Genomic DNA, 16,611 nt, shown 5'->3' on the forward strand with positions numbered 1-16,611 from the left:
CGCCTGCTTTTGCATATATAAATTGAATAGAATTTGTTGTGTTGGCAATTAACCAACTCAACCCACCCAACCAAAAATGGGAGACAGAACAATGCCAAAATTAAGATCAGCCACTACAACCCAAGGCCGTAATATGGCGGGTGCACGTGCGTTATGGCGCGCAACAGGCATGAAAGATGAAGATTTCAACAAACCAATTATCGCAGTAGCTAACTCATTTACTCAATTTGTCCCAGGTCACGTACATTTAAAAGATATGGGTCAATTAGTTGCACGTAGCATTGAAGCTGCTGGTGGTGTTGCTAAAGAATTTAATACTATCGCAGTAGACGATGGTATCGCTATGGGTCACGGTGGTATGTTATACAGCTTGCCATCACGCGACTTAATTGCTGACTCAGTTGAATACATGGTTAACGCCCACTGTGCCGACGCTATCGTGTGTATTTCAAACTGTGACAAAATCACCCCGGGCATGTTAATGGCGGCTATGCGCTTAAACATTCCTGTGATCTTTGTATCAGGCGGCCCAATGGAAGCAGGTAAAACTAAGCTTTCAGACCAAATCATCAAACTAGATTTAGTTGATGCCATGATCCAAGGTGCCGATCCGACAGTTTCTGATGAACAAAGTGATGAAGTTGAACGTTCTGCTTGCCCTACTTGTGGTTCATGCTCTGGTATGTTCACTGCAAATTCAATGAACTGTTTAACTGAAGCTTTAGGTTTATCATTACCTGGTAATGGTTCAATGTTGGCAACTCACGCAGATCGTGAACGCTTATTCAAACAAGCGGGTTCACGCATCGTTGAGTTATGTGAGCAATATTACAAAAACGATGATGATTCAATTTTGCCACGCAACATTGCAACTTTTGAAGCATTTGAAAATGCGATTGCATTAGATATCGCTATGGGTGGTTCAACCAATACAGTTTTACACTTATTGGCGGCAGCGCAAGAAGGTGATGTTAACTTTACTATGACTGACATAGACCGTATGTCACGCAAAGTACCTAACTTAAGTAAAGTTGCACCAGCAACGCAAAAATACCATATGGAAGACGTACACCGTGCTGGTGGTGTTATTGGTTTATTAGGTGAATTAAACCGTGCGGGTTTACTGCATGCTGATACTAACCACGTTTTAGGTGGCAAGTTAGCCGACGTTCTAGCTAAGTGGGACATAATGGTCACCGAAGACGAAGCGGTTAAAACCTTCTACCAAGCGGGCCCTGCTGGCATTCGTACCACGCAAGCTTTCTCACAAGATTGCCGCTGGCCTTCACTCGATAATGACCGTGAAAACGGTTGTATTCGCAGCAAAGAACACGCTTATAGCCAAGACGGTGGCTTAGCTGTGTTAGAAGGTAACATTGCAGTTGACGGTTGTATTGTAAAAACTGCCGGTGTTGACGAAAGCATCTTAAAATTCTCAGGCCCAGCCATTGTATTTGAAAGCCAAGAAGATGCAGTAGACGGCATTTTAGGTGACAAAGTAAAAGCCGGTGATGTTGTTGTTATTCGTTACGAAGGCCCTAAAGGTGGTCCGGGCATGCAAGAAATGTTGTACCCAACAACTTTCCTAAAATCTAAAGGTTTAGGCAAAGCATGTGCACTAATCACTGATGGTCGTTTCTCTGGTGGTACATCTGGTTTATCAATTGGTCACGTTTCACCTGAAGCAGCCAGCGGCGGTACTATTGGTTTAGTAAAAGATGGCGACATCATTGAAATTGACATTCCTAACCGTGGTATCTCTTTAAAAGTTGACGAAGCTGAGCTTGCTGAGCGTCGTAAGCAACAAGATGCAGCTGGCTGGAAACCTGTTAGCCGTGAGCGCGAAGTTTCTTTCGCATTAAAAACTTTTGCTATGTTTGCAACCAGCGCCGACAAAGGTGCAGTGCGTGATCGCAGCAAATTAGAAGACTAATAAAATGAGTGACAACCAAACTAAACATTTATCTGCGCAGGAATACCTGCGCAAAATCTTAGTCGCCCCTGTATATGACGTGGCCAAAAATACCGACCTCAATTACATGGGTGGGTTGTCGCAACGTGTACACCACGATATTTGGTTAAAACGCGAAGACCAACAACCGGTTAAATCGTTCAAACTTCGTGGTGCTTACAACAAAATTGCCAACCTAAGTGACAATGCCAAAGCACGTGGTGTTATTACAGCATCTGCGGGTAATCATGCGCAAGGTGTCGCACTTTCAGCCAATCGCATGAAAGTAAAAGCAACCATAGTCATGCCAGAAACCACCCCAGATATTAAAGTGGAAGCTGTGCGTAACTTTGGTGGTGAATGGGTTGATATCATTTTAATTGGTCGCAGCTTTGATGTCGCCAGCAACCATGCTCAAGAGCTGGCAAAATCAGAAGGTTATACATATGTACCCCCTTTTGATGATGAAGATGTAATAGCTGGCCAAGGCACAATCGCTAAAGAATTATTTGACGCTAAACGCGACTTAGACGTGGTATTTGTTGCTGTCGGTGGTGGTGGTTTAGCTGCCGGTATCGCAGTTTATTTAAAACAGCTTAAACCTAATATTAAAATTGTTGCGGTCGAGTCAGACGAATCAGCTTGTTTAAAAGCTGCGATGGAACAAAACCAAAGAGTTATGCTCGACCAAGTTGGCATATTTGCTGACGGTGTTGCAGTTAAAATTATTGGTGAAGAGACCTTCAGGCTTTGCCAGCAATACGTTGACGAAATCATCACAGTTAACAGTGATGAAATTTGCGCGGCAATTAAAGACATTTTTGATGATACCCGTGCAATTGCTGAACCTGCTGGTGCATTATCAGTTGCTGGTATCAAAAAGTGGTTAGCGGCCAATAAACCAACTGAAAAACTGCAGCTTGCCGGTATTTTATGTGGCGCAAATATCAACTTCCATACACTTAGATATGTGTCTGAACGCGCTGAGTTAGGTGAGAAAAAAGAAGCCATTATTGCTGCGACTATTCCAGAAGAAAAAGGTGCATTCCGTAAATTCTGTGAGATTTTAGGTGGCCGCGCTATTACTGAATTTAACTATAGATATGCACCAAGCACAGCTGCGCATATTTATGTGGGTTTAAAACTGCGCCGTGGTGAAGACGAGCTACAAGAAGTATTAGCCGAGCTTAAACAAAACAATATAGATTGGTTTGATTTATCTGATAACGAAGTAGCGAAACAACATGTCCGCCACATGGTTGGTGGTCGTGCTCCTGAGTTAACCAATGAAAGATTGTTTAGTTTTGATTTCCCAGAATATCCAGGCGCGTTACTAAACTTTTTACAAACATTAGGTCAGCGTTGGAACATTACCTTATTCCACTACCGCAACCACAGCGCTGCCAGTGGTATGGTGTTAGCCGGTTTTGATGTAAATGAAGCCGAGCTTGCAGAGTTTACCAGCCACTTGGATAAAATTGGTTATCGCTATAACGACCAAACCAACAATCCAGCGTATAAGTTCTTTTTGAAGAGCTAACAACTACACCCACAAATATTTAGACATTTGACTCCCGTCCATTTAATATCAACGCCGCTGATTTAATCAGCGGCGTGAAATAATCAAACTAAACCAAATTTACAGTTCAAGTCCACAAAAGATGGCTTACTAAATTTGGACTACAGGGAATTAAAATAAATGCAAAAGTTAACGCAACAATGTCTATTCGCTACTAGCTTATTAGCCTTATCTTCTGTGGCACAAGCGGAAGATGCTGGCTCACAAGACAGCTACCAACATCAACAAAGTGTTATGTATTTTTCAGTCGGCTCTATCGGTATTGATAAAACAGTCGCATTTTTTGAAGGCATAGGTGACTCTGCTACGTCAATTCGCTTCGGTTACGAAGACCAAACAGGTAATTTTGTTTGGGGAGTTGGCGTATCTGGTTTGTTGTATGATGATGAAGAGAAATTTTCGCAACAAGTCGAAAATAGTTGGAGCGGAAAACAATCTAGTGAAAGCTCTGATGCTGATGCATTCGGAGTTTACGGTGAAATCGGCTACCGACACGCTTTTAATGAGACTATTTCAGCTACCTTTATGGGCGGCTACGATTTTACTATTACCTCAGAAAGAGGCATCAGCAATTGTTCAAATTGTTATTCTGAAGATATAGACGTCAGCGCAGGTTTATATGTTGCTCCACGCTTAGATATTCAGTTTAACGAAAGTTTCTTAATGCAACTTAGTTATCAAAACTATTTAAGTGGCGACTTGTCTAGTGGTCTGATGGTAACTTTTGGTTACAGCTATTACTAACAATAACGTTATTTTGTGCGCTAATCTTTTGTTTTATTCCAGATTATCTTCTATTCTAACAAAGAAAGGGTTATAGGGATCAAGGATAAGATGACCGCACTACCACTCAAAACCATAGCGAGAACATTGCATAGCTGGCAACAGCGCCTTGCGATTACAATATCCATTTTTGTGATCTTTTTCGCCATGGTTTGGGGTTTCACCATTTCACAAAGTGCCAAATTACATAGCGACGAGCTAATCACCAGCATATTACTATCACAACCGGATATAAAATTAACTCAACTACCAAAATATTTAACAGCTAATAACTCTATAGTTGCTATCATTGATGGTGACAAACAAATCAATATTCGTCCAAACGTTTGGTTAAATTGGACAGGCACAACTAGAAGTTACCAACTAAAAAACAGCAAAGAATTTAAAGTTAAATACCTAATTTTAAGTGGTAAACACATCATCTTATTAGTGACTATAACCTGTTTGTTTTGGTTAGCAGCATTAATACTAGCTTGGGCAGTTGGCAAAAATATCGAACAGAAACTTTATCAAACCGAGCGCAAAGCACGACGTTTGTTTCAGAGTAATCGCAACCAAAATAACAACAAACACCCAGACTTATTTGAAGTGTTAAATATATTGCTCGAAGAATTAGCCATAGCCCGTACCGAACAAAACAGAGTAGATAAATTTATACGTGCGCAAACCTTTTTAGACCCAGATATGGGCATTGGCAATAGAGTATTTTTCGAAAACCGTCTCGAAGCTCTGTTAAATGTTGAAGAGCAAGTTGAACAGGGTTTTGTTATCGGGTTAAGAATTGAAGAGTTAGAACAGCTGCTAGAGCGCAATAAAAAAGTCGCCAACGATATGCTTGGTCAATTCACGCAAATATTGGAACAAAGTTTAAAACGCCATCCATCAGCGTTACTTGCTCGCTATTCTGAGCGTGATTTTGCAATTTTACTCACCAATGTATCGGTCAAAGATATAGAGCTTTTGTGCAAACACTTACTCAAAGCACTGTCACATGTGCGTGTACCACCACCACTTGATCCAGAAAGTTTATATCATATGGGCGTCGCAAGTTTTCGCTCAGGTGATCAACTCACCCAAGTATTGCTTGAAGCCGATATGGCGATTCGTGCTGCACAATTACAAGGTGGTATAAATTGGTTTATGTACCAAGAACAAGATAAAGTAAAAACTGTCGCTATGGGTTCGCTACAATGGCGTACCTTGTTAGAGCGCACTTTAATGCAAAACGGATTTATCCTATATTTTCAGTCAGTAATGCAACAGTCCCCTCGGCAGGTACACCATCAAGAAGTGCTAGTCAGGCTCAAAGATAACGACGGCAAAATCCTCAAAGCTAGTCTATTTATGCCTATGGCACAAAAATGTGGATTAATCATTCAAATTGATAAACAAGTGGTGCTAAAACTCTTTCGCTTGTTTGAACAAGATACGAACAGCCAAGCGCGATACAGCATCAATCTTTCGCAAGAAGCGCTACTCAACGCCGAATTTAAACAATGGTTTATCAATGAACTAACGCAAAAACCCAAACAAGCTCAGCGTTTGATTGTAGAAATATCTGAGTACGCTATGGTCGAATATTCGGAAGAGCTGACGCTGTTTTTGCAGCAGCTGGATAAATTGCATGTCGCAATATTAGTCGACCAAGTCGGTCAGTATGTTCTTAGCTCTGAGTACATAAAACACCACCCAATTTCTTATTTGAAATTACACAGCAGCATAGTGCGTAACATCCAAAGTAAAAGTGAAAACCAATTATTTATCCGTAGCCTACAAGGCACTTGCGCAGACACTTCGGTTAAAATTTTCGCCTTTGGATTAGAAACTGAAGCCGAGTGGCAAGCATTAAAACAACTGAATTTGGCCGGTGCCCAAGGGCAGTATTTTAATTTGCCTGAGGCAGGCCTATCTTTGACAAATAGTCACTTGTAACTTTGTTTTGTTGTAACAAACCGCGCCAACCTTGCAGTCCACCTGTGTGCAGCAATAGCACTTTGCTACCAGCTCTAAAATAGTTTTGTGTGATTAGCTGATTAAACCCTAACCACATTTTACTGGTATAAATTGGGTCTAAAATAATGCCGTGTTGCTGATAAACGTCCACAACCAGCTGCAATATTTGCTCAGGCACTTTGCCAAAGCCACCGGCGTGAAATTCAGTCAATAATTGCCAGTTTTTATCCTTGATTGACGGCCCAACTAATTCCATCACACGTTGACGTAAATAGTCCGCTTGTTTTAATGCGGCAATACCAACAATAGTTTGTTTGTTATCCGATGCTTTTATTAATCCAGCTAAAGTTGTCGCCGACCCCACAGGGCACAGAATATAATCAAAATCATTCTGCTGTTCAGACAAAATTTCAGCAACACCCGTTAGTGCAACTTGATCACATCCACCTTCTGGAATTAATAAAGTCTGCTCTGGATACGCTTGTAACAACTCTTTTTTGAAATCAGCATCATCTTTGCGTCTATAGCTTGCACGGTCAACAAAGTGCAATTGCGCTTTGTTATGCAAGCAGTCTGCAATTGTTGAGCTTAAACGCTCTGGCCTATCTAACCAAGTTTGTTCGCCACGAATGTAAAGGCTTAGTGGTATTTGATGGTTCGCGGCAACAAAACTCAGCGCATGAATATGGTTGCTATAAGCACCACCAAAACTAACAATATGTTGCGGTAAATCGCCAGTAAAAAAATATTTTAGTTTGCGCCATTTATTGCCACTAACAATTGGATGTATAAGTTCGTCGCGTTTAACAAAGACCTCAAGCCCTGTACCTGCGAACAATTGGCTAGTAATTTTGCTGATTGGAGAAGGTAAGGTAAACATTAAAGTTGGAAAATAACGAATCTTAGTTGATAATTAAGTAACTGATTTTACTAAACCGTCAGGCTGTAACCTTGTGTTGAACGGATAGTATACCCCAGATAAAAGTGACCCATGCTTAGTCTAAAAACAATATTACAGAAATTCAGTAAAAACAAAAACAGCCTTTATTACGCATCTTTAATGATGACCAGTACAGCTGCCTATCTGTTAATGTATAAAAAAGGGCAAAAAAACCCTATTCACACCGCAGAGCAAAGCCTCGATGGCTCTGAAGACTGGCTCAATTGCATAACCCAGATTTTAGATAGCACACCTCTGCTAAAACAAGCATCACTCAATGTTGTTTTACCCGGCTCTCAGTATCAACTTTTTGTTGCTGACAAACCAGATGTTGCTGAAAGTGAAATGGCGGCAGCCATAAAATACACAGCAGCAGACTATATTAACAGTCCGTTAGATGAAGTGATTACTGAATATTTTGATATTCCTGTGCAGCAGCACGGCCAAAATAAAATCAACTTAGTGATTGCCAATAAAAATTTTGTTTTGATGGTGGCTAAAGTATGCCGTCAAAAATGTCATCAGCTTAAGCGCATCACTATAGACGAACTGGCATATGAAGACCTATTTTTGCAAGACCACGAAGCATCGTTATTAGTTGTCCACCATCCAAACGAACAGTTGTTAGTGCAAATTGTTAAAGAAGGGGAAATTTATTTCTTCCGCCGTATTCGTGGTTATGACAAGTTAGATACCTTCGCTGAATTAGAAATAAAACATGGTGCCGCTGACGGATTAAGTTTAGAAATTCAACGCTCTCTCGATTATTTTGAAAGCCAATTACGCCAAGCACCGGTAAAACGCATCTATATTTCAGTGCAAAACAAACATCAGAATATGTTAATTGATCAAATAGGCGAAAACTTTGATGTACCTGTTTTGCCATTAAAAAATCGTTTAGTTGACGAGTTACCAGAATCAGATAATCACGCCTACTTCCCAGCTGTTGGCGCAGTGCAAGAACTCTTGTACGAGCACAGCAAATCAGCCCAAGGGGATGCAGTATGAAGCGCGATATCAATTTATACTTAGAAGAGTTTCAACCTAAGCCAGATCCACTCAGTTTGCCCCGTGTTATGGGTATCTGGTCAGTTTTATTGATTTGCTTAGTTGGGTTATCAAGCTGGATAAACAACAAAGCCGCAGTGACAGCTGCTGAACATAAAAAAATTAGCCAAGCAATCAATCAGCAACAAATGTTAGTCACTGAGTTTGAATCAGCTTTATCTGAGCGCAGCCAAGATCCACAATTAAAAGACACTATAGTCAATTTAAGCCGTGAAATAGCGCAAAAAAATGCCGTGCGCCAACTTGTGACTAGCCGCAAACAACACAATTTTAAATTCTCACCACTTATGGCCGACTTAGCTCAATACCATGAGTCAGCTATTTGGTTAGAAAATATCATCTACCAGCAAGAACAAATCGTTTTGCAAGGTGGTGCAGCCAAAGTGTCAGTTATTCCGCAGTGGCTCGCTGGGTTAAGCCAGTCATACTATTTTGCAGGCAAAACCTTTAAAGATTTAAGCTTCAACGCTTCACAAAACGGTCTGTACACCCAGTTTAGTGTTGCAAGCCAAAAACCTAGCGCAAGTAGTCAGGGCATAAAACTACAGCCAAGTATTGGCAAGTTGCCAGTAGTGGGGCAATTATGAAACAACAGTGGCAACAACTAACAGAAAAATACAGCCAAATCAGTAAACGCGAAAAACTCATGATATGTTTTGGTGTATCTGGCTTATTAATTTATGTTTTTGTTATGTTGTTAATTGAGCCTGCCTGGGCAAAACACAGCAAACAACAACAAGAGCTAAAAAACCTCAAAAAACAAATTATTGCTTTGGAATCAAGCTCGGAAGATTTAAAAAAAGCGCTCCGTATAGATATAAATTTACCATTAACCCAACAAATACAGCAGTTAAACCAAAGATTAAATGATATGGATATGGCACTAGAGCACATATCAGCAGAGTTGGTCAACACAGAGCAAATGACCCGGTTACTGCAAGATATGCTCAAACAAAGTGATAAAGTTAAGTTAATCAGTTTAACCGCTAAACCCGCAGTCGACTTAATGGCGAATCCAGCTCAAGCAACTGAAAAACAAACAGCTATGCCTGTTAGTTTATACCAACAAAATTTACATTTGGTTATTGAAAGCCAATATCAAGACATCTACCAATTTTTGCAAAGCATTGAATCTTTACCTTGGCAGCTCAATTGGCAAAATTTCCATTACCAAGTTAAACAATATCCGACCGGTCAATTAAGTGTTGAAATAGCGACACTGAGTTTAACAGAGGATGTGCTTAAGCTATGAAAATAACAAATTCTTGTTTGCTGAGCTTAGTTACTTTAACAATAAGCTCAGTGTGTTTTGCTTTGCCAACCGACCCAACACGGCCAAATTTCAGTTTATTGGGTACAGCCCCAACTAGCTCAACCACAGTAGCAAAAAATAATTCAGCGAATCTACAAGCAATTATGTTCAATAATCAGCAAAAATTTGCCATTATTAATAACAAGACATATCAAGAAAAACAGTGGCTTAATTCGGAAACTCAAATAGTAAAAATTACGCCGAAAACCGTTATACTCAATAAAAACGGCGAACAACAAACTCTCAATCTGAATTCAGTGCAGATTAAAACAGCAAGTAAATTGGATGACCATTAGACCATGAGCATAAAACTCAGATTAAGCTTTGTTATCTCAATCTTTTTATTGGCAAGCTGTCAGTCACGCCAACTCTCACCTGAGATAGAACAGGCGTTAGCGAATGAGCCACAAGCTGCCGAAACACAAATTCCAGATGAAGTCTGGGCTGATTTAACCCCTGAACTGAGTCAGCTCAGCCAAGATCCACTTGCAGACGACAAACGTTATGATATTGAAGCGCAAGCTGTTGCCATTGAACCCTTTTTCCGTAACCTAGTTGCCGACACAGCCCTTAATTTAGTTGTCCACCCGAGTGTGTCAGGTGACCTCACGTTGTCGTTAAAAGGCGTCACCCTAGCGGAAGTTGTTGAGATAGTTAAAGACATTTATGGTTACGATATACGGTTAAAAGGTCGCTTATTACAAATATTCCCAGCGGGTATGCGCACTGAAACCATTTCGGTTGATTATTTAGCAATGCAAAGATTCGGCGCATCTTTTACCTCAATTACCTCAGGCGGCGTGAGCAATTCTCGCAATGCCACCAATAACAACGGCAATAACTCTAATTTAGGTTTATCTGGCCAACAAGCAAATCAAACCAACGGCAACAATTTGGCCAATAGCAGTGCCAATGGCACCAGCATAGTTTCCAATACCCAAAATGACTTTTGGCAAGAGCTCAGAACGGCGCTAAATACCTTGTTAGCTGCACAAGAAGGCCGCAGCATAATAGTTAATCCACAAGCGGGTTTAGTAACTGTACGCGCCTTTCCTGACGAAATTCGTAATATTCGCCAATTTTTATCCGCAACCGAACAACAAATGCAACGCCAAGTGATCCTTGAAGCTAAAGTGATTGAAGTCAGTTTAAATGACGGTTATCAACAAGGCATAGAATGGGAAACCGTATTAGGCAGCATAGATACAACCACTATAGGGTCAGTGCGTACAGGCGCAAACTTAGGTGACACTATTACTAACGTATTAGGCGGCATTACCAGTTTATCTTTTAATAACGGCGACTTTGCTGGACTGATTCGTTTATTGGAAACCCAAGGCAATGTGCAAGTATTATCTAGCCCAAGATTAACCGCAGCGAATAATCAAAAAGCTGTGATCAAAGTTGGTACCGACGAATATTTTGTCACTGAAGTCTCCACTACAACTGTGACAGGCACAGCCACGACCTCAACACCAAATATTGAACTAGAGCCATTTTTCTCCGGTATTGCATTAGATGTAACCCCACAAATCAATTCAGACGGCCAAGTTATTTTGCACGTACACCCATCGGTTATTGACACCACAGAACAAGTTAAAGTAGTGACGCTTGATCAGCAAAGTTTTACCTTGCCGCTAGCACAAAGCAATGTGCGCGAATCAGACACAATAATCAAAGCCAACTCGGGTGAAATTGTTGTTATTGGCGGTTTAATGCAAACCATAGAAAGAGACAATGATTCTAAAACACCTATTTTGGGTGATATTCCAGTGTTAGGAGAATTATTTAAATCCAAGTCTAAATCACGGCAGAAAAAAGAACTGATCATTATGATTAAACCAACAGTGGTTGGTAAAGGCACTTGGCAGCAACAATTGCAGCGGTCATCTAACCTGCTGAAACAATGGTATCAAGCGGAGTAATCTGTGTATTTATATCATTTTGGCTTAAAAGAACTACCTTTTGCGCTCACTCCAAATACCCAGTTTTTTCTAGGTTTGCCGAGCCATCACGAAGCTTTGCAAACGCTGATCACAGCGTTAAAAATGGGCGAAGGATTTGTCAAAGTAACAGGTGAAGTTGGCACAGGTAAAACCTTATTGTGCCGCAAACTCATGAATGATTTAGATGAGCAATTTGTCACAGCTTACATTCCAAACCCGTACCTAACGCCGGATGAGTTGCGCCATGCGGTTGCACAAGAGCTATCAATTGACAGCGACAACTGCCCTAGCGCTGCGTTAACGCAAAAAATTCAGCAAAAACTGATTGAAATTAGCGCTCAAGGCAAACAACTCGTATTGATTTTAGATGAAGCTCAAGTATTACCAGACGAGAGTTTGGAAGCACTCAGATTATTTACTAACCTAGAAACCGAAAACAGTAAACTGATGCAACTGGTGTTATTTGCCCAACCAGAATTAGACTCGCGATTAGAGCAACACAAATTTCGTCAGTTAAAGCAACGCATTACCTTTTCTATTCGCTTAGACCAATTGCACTCTGAACAAATACAGGCGTATTTACATCATAGAATGACAATTGCTGGGTATAAAGGCATGCCGATATTTACCCTGCCGGTTTGTAAACTCTTGTATCAAGCTTCCCAAGGCACACCAAGAATCATCAATATTCTCGCGCATAAATGTTTGATGTTAGCTTTTGGTCAAGGCACCAACGACATCACTACAGAGCATGCTAAACAAGCAATAAACGACACAGAATCGACACAAAAGATCAATAGCAGCTTAGCGACAACCCAAGTTTTAACTCAATGGTTTGCTGATAAAAAAGTCCAAAAAATAGGGGTAAGTCTAGCTGTGATGCTTGCCATAACCACCAGTTTTTGGCTTGGGGGCAAACTATGAGCGTAATTAATCAAATGCTCAAAGACCTAGATAGCCGCCAGCATCAGGGAAAAAGTGCCGACAATCAAGATTACCCACAAATTCCAGCACAAACAGCGCAACAACCTCAATCAAAGCGCAAGCTGATTTGGTCTGTGCTGGCAGTCATTGTCCTTGTGTATGCCGTTTGGATGTTTTGGCCACAAATCCAGCAACAATTCCCGCAATTAAGCCAAACAAAACAAACTGAAGTAACAGCGCCTGTTGTAACAGCGCCTGTTGCAACAGCACAAAACGACACTAAAGCGACAGCGCCAGTTGCTGTTGCCAAACCACAAAAAATTATTAGTGCAACTATAGCGACACCTGCCGCGCCGACTGCATCTAATTCAGCTAACGCCAAACAACAAAATACGCCAGCTACTCAGCCATCCAAGTTAGCTTTACCACCAGCGCAGCCAGTTAACAAACAGCCACAAGCAACAGAACAGAAAGTACAAAACGTTAAGCCAACAGTACCAACAACACCTGCTGTCGAACCACCAGCACAACCAGCAGACAAAAAACCAAGCAGTTTACAAATTCAAAACACGCAAAAATCGCCTGAAGAAATTGCTTATAACAAATTTGAACGAGCACAAGACTTACTCAATAAAGGTCAATTTATTTCAGCCGAACAACAAATCATTTCAGCATTGCAACTTAAAAACGACTTTCACCAAGCTCGTATCCTATTAGTGAGCATGTTATACAGTGGCCAAAACACAAGCAAAGCATTAGCTACGTTAAAACAAGGCATTCAACAATATCCTAAACATTGGGACTATTATTTTATCGCTGCGCGAATTTTAAATGAGCAGAACCAAGCATCAGCTGCATGGCAAGTATTGAGCTCAGTGCCGAATATTGGCGAAGTTGCGAGTTACCACACCAATATGTTTCAGTTCAAAGCAAACTTAGCCCAGCAATTAGAGCTTTGGCAACCAGCGTATCAAGTATGGCAAACCTTATTAACACTTAACCCTAGCCACGCCAAATGGCATCTAGGGGCAGCCATTTGTGCTGAAAAAGCTGGAGAAAAGACCATAGCGCTGCAACACTACCAAACAGTTGCTAATCAAGGTGGCGTAAGCGCGGCTTCCAATAAGTTTGTTGAGAATAAAATCATGGAGTTACAGCCATGATTAAACCTAAGTTAAAAAAACGTCTTGGTGATTTGCTGGTTGACGAAGGTATCATCAGCGAAGGCCAGTTAATGGACGCTCTCAAACAACAAAAAGAAAGCGGCCGCAAACTCGGTGCAACTTTAATCGCCTCTGGCGCTATATCCGAACGCCAGCTGTTAACTTTCTTAGCGCAGCAGTTAAATGTGCCTTACTGGGATATTTCACAAAAGCGCATAGATCCCAATTTAGTCCAGAAACTGCCTGAAGTTTTTGCCCGTCGTAACCGTATTTTATTACTGGAAGAAGAAGCGGAACACTATGTACTCGGCATGAGCGATCCTGCCGACATCAACGCAATTGATGCGGTTGCGTCACGCTTAACCGACAAAGAACTGAAAATAGTTGCGGTTAAAGAAAGCCAAATCTTGGAAAGTTTCGACGGTTTATATCGCCGTACAGCAGACATCAAATCGTTCGCATCACAATTACAAAATGAATATGCTGAAACCGAAGATTTTAATACCAGCATGTTCGCCACAGATGGCGACGAAGAAGAAGCAACAGTCGCAAAACTACTCAATACAATTTTTGAAGATGCGGTACAGGTTAAAGCTTCGGATATCCATATTGAACCAGATGAAAGAGCACTGCGCATTCGCCAACGGGTTGATGGGGTATTGCAAGAATCTATTTTAAACGAAGCACATATAGCGCCCGCACTGGTTTTGCGTTTAAAGCTAATGGCAGGGTTAGATATATCAGAAAAGCGTTTGCCACAAGATGGTAGGTTTAACATTAAAACCCATGGCAAAAGCATAGATGTGCGTATGTCGACCATGCCAATTCAGCATGGTGAATCTGTGGTTATGCGTTTATTAGACCAAAGTGGTGGTGTGCTTAGTTTAGAACAAACCGGCATGCCCGAAGATATTCTAAAACGCTACCGCAATGTCCTACATAGACCAAACGGTATGATACTGGTGACTGGGCCAACTGGTTCGGGTAAAACCACTACTTTGTATGCATCCTTAAGTGAACTAAACCAAGCTGCGTCGAAAATAATCACAGTTGAAGATCCAGTTGAATACAGATTACCGCGCATCAACCAAGTTCAGGTAAACACCAAAATCAACTTATCTTTTGCCAGCGTATTAAGAACCGCGCTACGGCAAGATCCCGACATTATCATGGTCGGTGAGATGCGTGACCAAGAAACGGTCGAAATAGGTTTACGTGGTGCACTAACAGGTCATATGGTGTTATCAACTCTACATACCAATGACTCAATTAGCAGTGCGGTACGTTTATTAGATATGGGCGCAGCAGGCTTTTTAGTTGCAAGTTCATTACGCGCAATAATTGCCCAACGCCTAATTCGCAAAAACTGCGATAACTGTACAACAGACTACCAACCCAGCAGCAATGAACATATTTGGTTGTCGGCACTTGCCGGTAAATCAAGCAAAGAATTGCAATTTAAAATCGGCCAAGGCTGCCAATCCTGTAACTATTTGGGCTATCGCGGCCGTATTGGTGTATTTGAATTTTTAGAATTAGATGAAGCTATGGTTAATGCGTTAAAACGCAGTGACATAGAAGATTTTGCCATTCAAGCGCGTAAAAGCCCCTCTTTCCAAACCTTGGCACAAGCAGCATTAACTTTTGCCAGCCAAGGTATCACCTCTGTCCCAGAAGTTTTAAGGTTAGTCGAAAACATGGCTGAACTTGAACGCTTGGCACAAGAGTTGGAGGTAGAATAATTGGCAAAATATCACTACCAAGGCAGCGCCGCAGGCAAAAAAGTAGATGGCACAATTGAAGCGGCTAACGAAAGTGAAGCAGCGCAAGCACTGAAACGCCGCAACATAGTGCCTTTGTCGATTCAGCGAATCAAAGTAGAAAACAATAAACCTGCGAGTAATGATGCCAACAACAAACAAAGCATATTGCAGATGCAATTGTTTGTGCCGCAAGTTAGCTTGTCCGATTTAGTAATGTTTTCACGGCAAATGTATTCGCTGCTAAAAGCAGGTATTCCAATTATTCGCGCAATCCAAGGATTAGCCGAAACAACCACATCAATTCGTTTACGCGACGCTCTCACTCAAGTAGGTTCAGAGTTAGAAAAAGGTCGACCAATTGCCAATGCTATGGCTGCGTTTCCCAAAGTATTTTCACGTATGTTCATTAGTATGGTCAACGTTGGTGAAAATACTGGTAAGTTAGATGCAGCTTTTTTGCAGCTAGCACAATATTTGGAAGATGAACAAGAAACCCGTAAACGCATCCAAGCAGCCACGCGTTATCCCGTTTTTGTTTTAGTGGCGATAGCACTAGCGATATTTTTGATGAACCTATTCGTTATTCCCACTTTTGCTGAAATGTTTGCCAAGTTTAATGCAGAATTACCATGGACAACTCAGCTATTAATTGCCAGTTCAAACTTATTTGTAAACTACTGGCATTTAATTATTGTCGCAATCATTGCTTTAGCGCTGACGATCCGCAAGTACTTCAAAACAGAGCGCGGCAAACTTATTTGGGATCAATACAAACTAAAAATGCCTGCGGTCGGTTCTATTATTGAAAGATCAACTTTATCCCGTTTTGCCCGGTCATTTTCTATGATGTTACGTGCCGGTGTACCCTTAACTCATGCGTTACAAATGACTTCTGAAGCGGTCGACAATGCCTATGTCGGCGATAAAGTAGTGCAAATGCGCCGCGGTATAGAAAAGGGCGACAGCATGCTGCGCACCGCCAACGCGACAAAAATGTTTACCCCATTAGTTATGCAAATGATCGCCGTTGGCGAAGAAACCGGCCAAATAGATAGCATGTTAGATGAAGTGGCAGACTATTATGAGCGTGAAGTTGATTACGATTTAAAAAGTTTAACCGCCAAAATTGAGCCGATACTAATATCCATAGTCGCCGGTATTATTATGATTTTAGCCCTAGGTATATTTATGCCAATGTGGGAAATGATGAATACTATCAAGGGTTAAAC

The 16,611-nt window shown here is 41.2% G+C and carries 14 protein-coding genes; 13 read left to right on the top strand and 1 reads right to left on the bottom strand.

Going from position 1 to position 16,611, the window contains the following annotated elements; all coding sequences use genetic code 11:
• Positions 1 to 91: 91 nt before the first annotated feature.
• The 4 genes from ilvD (at position 92) to ACMZOO_RS08780 (ending at position 6,245) form a co-directional block, all read left to right on the top strand.
• On the top strand, positions 92 to 1,933 hold the full coding sequence (gene ilvD / locus ACMZOO_RS08765) for a dihydroxy-acid dehydratase (protein ID WP_440902996.1): 1,842 nt from the start codon (positions 92 to 94) through the stop codon (positions 1,931 to 1,933).
• Positions 1,934 to 1,937: 4 nt separating this feature from the next.
• A complete protein-coding gene (gene ilvA / locus ACMZOO_RS08770; protein WP_440902997.1) occupies positions 1,938 to 3,491 on the top strand; it encodes a threonine ammonia-lyase, biosynthetic in 1,554 nt (517 codons plus the stop codon).
• A 159-nt stretch (positions 3,492 to 3,650) separates the two neighbouring features.
• On the top strand, positions 3,651 to 4,274 hold the full coding sequence (locus ACMZOO_RS08775; RefSeq protein WP_440902998.1) for an outer membrane beta-barrel protein: 624 nt from the start codon (positions 3,651 to 3,653) through the stop codon (positions 4,272 to 4,274).
• A gap of 90 nt (positions 4,275 to 4,364) precedes the next feature.
• Positions 4,365 to 6,245 (top strand): EAL domain-containing protein, encoded by a 1,881-nt coding sequence (locus tag ACMZOO_RS08780; protein ID WP_440902999.1) that lies wholly within the window; start codon positions 4,365 to 4,367, stop codon positions 6,243 to 6,245.
• On the opposite strand, the gene ACMZOO_RS08785 is transcribed toward ACMZOO_RS08780, so the two are convergent.
• On the bottom strand, positions 6,199 to 7,146 hold the full coding sequence (locus ACMZOO_RS08785; protein WP_440903000.1) for a 1-aminocyclopropane-1-carboxylate deaminase/D-cysteine desulfhydrase: 948 nt from the start codon (positions 7,144 to 7,146) through the stop codon (positions 6,199 to 6,201). The genes ACMZOO_RS08780 and ACMZOO_RS08785 overlap by 47 nt on opposite strands.
• A gap of 111 nt (positions 7,147 to 7,257) precedes the next feature.
• Here ACMZOO_RS08785 and ACMZOO_RS08790 point away from each other — a divergent pair, with 111 nt between their 5' ends.
• Genes ACMZOO_RS08790 through ACMZOO_RS08830 form a run of 9 tightly spaced genes read left to right on the top strand, consistent with a single transcriptional unit; the run spans position 7,258 to position 16,609 of the window.
• On the top strand, positions 7,258 to 8,214 hold the full coding sequence (locus ACMZOO_RS08790) for a hypothetical protein (RefSeq protein WP_440903001.1): 957 nt from the start codon (positions 7,258 to 7,260) through the stop codon (positions 8,212 to 8,214).
• Positions 8,211 to 8,861 (top strand): hypothetical protein, encoded by a 651-nt coding sequence (locus ACMZOO_RS08795; RefSeq protein ID WP_440903002.1) that lies wholly within the window; start codon positions 8,211 to 8,213, stop codon positions 8,859 to 8,861. The genes ACMZOO_RS08790 and ACMZOO_RS08795 overlap by 4 nt, the downstream gene beginning before the upstream one ends.
• The gene (gspM, locus tag ACMZOO_RS08800) at positions 8,858 to 9,526 is read left to right on the top strand and encodes a type II secretion system protein GspM (protein ID WP_440903003.1); all 669 of its coding nucleotides are present in this window, start codon (positions 8,858 to 8,860) and stop codon (positions 9,524 to 9,526) included. The genes ACMZOO_RS08795 and gspM overlap by 4 nt, the downstream gene beginning before the upstream one ends.
• Positions 9,523 to 9,882, top strand: coding sequence for a general secretion pathway protein GspB (locus ACMZOO_RS08805; RefSeq protein ID WP_440903004.1), 360 nt, complete (start codon positions 9,523 to 9,525; stop codon positions 9,880 to 9,882). Before gspM ends, ACMZOO_RS08805 begins: the two co-directional genes overlap by 4 nt.
• 3 nt (positions 9,883 to 9,885) lie before the next feature.
• Positions 9,886 to 11,511, top strand: a complete 1,626-nt coding sequence (gene mshL, locus ACMZOO_RS08810) for a pilus (MSHA type) biogenesis protein MshL (RefSeq protein WP_440903005.1) — start codon at positions 9,886 to 9,888, stop codon at positions 11,509 to 11,511.
• 3 nt (positions 11,512 to 11,514) lie between these two features.
• A complete protein-coding gene (locus ACMZOO_RS08815; RefSeq protein WP_440903006.1) occupies positions 11,515 to 12,456 on the top strand; it encodes an ExeA family protein in 942 nt (313 codons plus the stop codon).
• Complete coding sequence (locus tag ACMZOO_RS08820; protein WP_440903007.1) at positions 12,453 to 13,619, top strand: hypothetical protein; 1,167 nt, start codon at positions 12,453 to 12,455, stop codon at positions 13,617 to 13,619. Before ACMZOO_RS08815 ends, ACMZOO_RS08820 begins: the two co-directional genes overlap by 4 nt.
• Complete coding sequence (locus ACMZOO_RS08825) at positions 13,616 to 15,361, top strand: GspE/PulE family protein (protein ID WP_440903008.1); 1,746 nt, start codon at positions 13,616 to 13,618, stop codon at positions 15,359 to 15,361. The genes ACMZOO_RS08820 and ACMZOO_RS08825 overlap by 4 nt, the downstream gene beginning before the upstream one ends.
• Positions 15,362 to 16,609 carry a type II secretion system F family protein gene (locus tag ACMZOO_RS08830; protein WP_440903009.1) on the top strand — a complete coding sequence of 416 codons (1,248 nt, stop codon included), beginning with the start codon at positions 15,362 to 15,364 and terminating at the stop codon, positions 16,607 to 16,609.
• Positions 16,610 to 16,611 lie beyond the last annotated feature (2 nt).

Source organism: Catenovulum sp. SX2, assembly GCF_052056295.1.
Classification (GTDB): Bacteria; Pseudomonadota; Gammaproteobacteria; order Enterobacterales; family Alteromonadaceae; genus Catenovulum.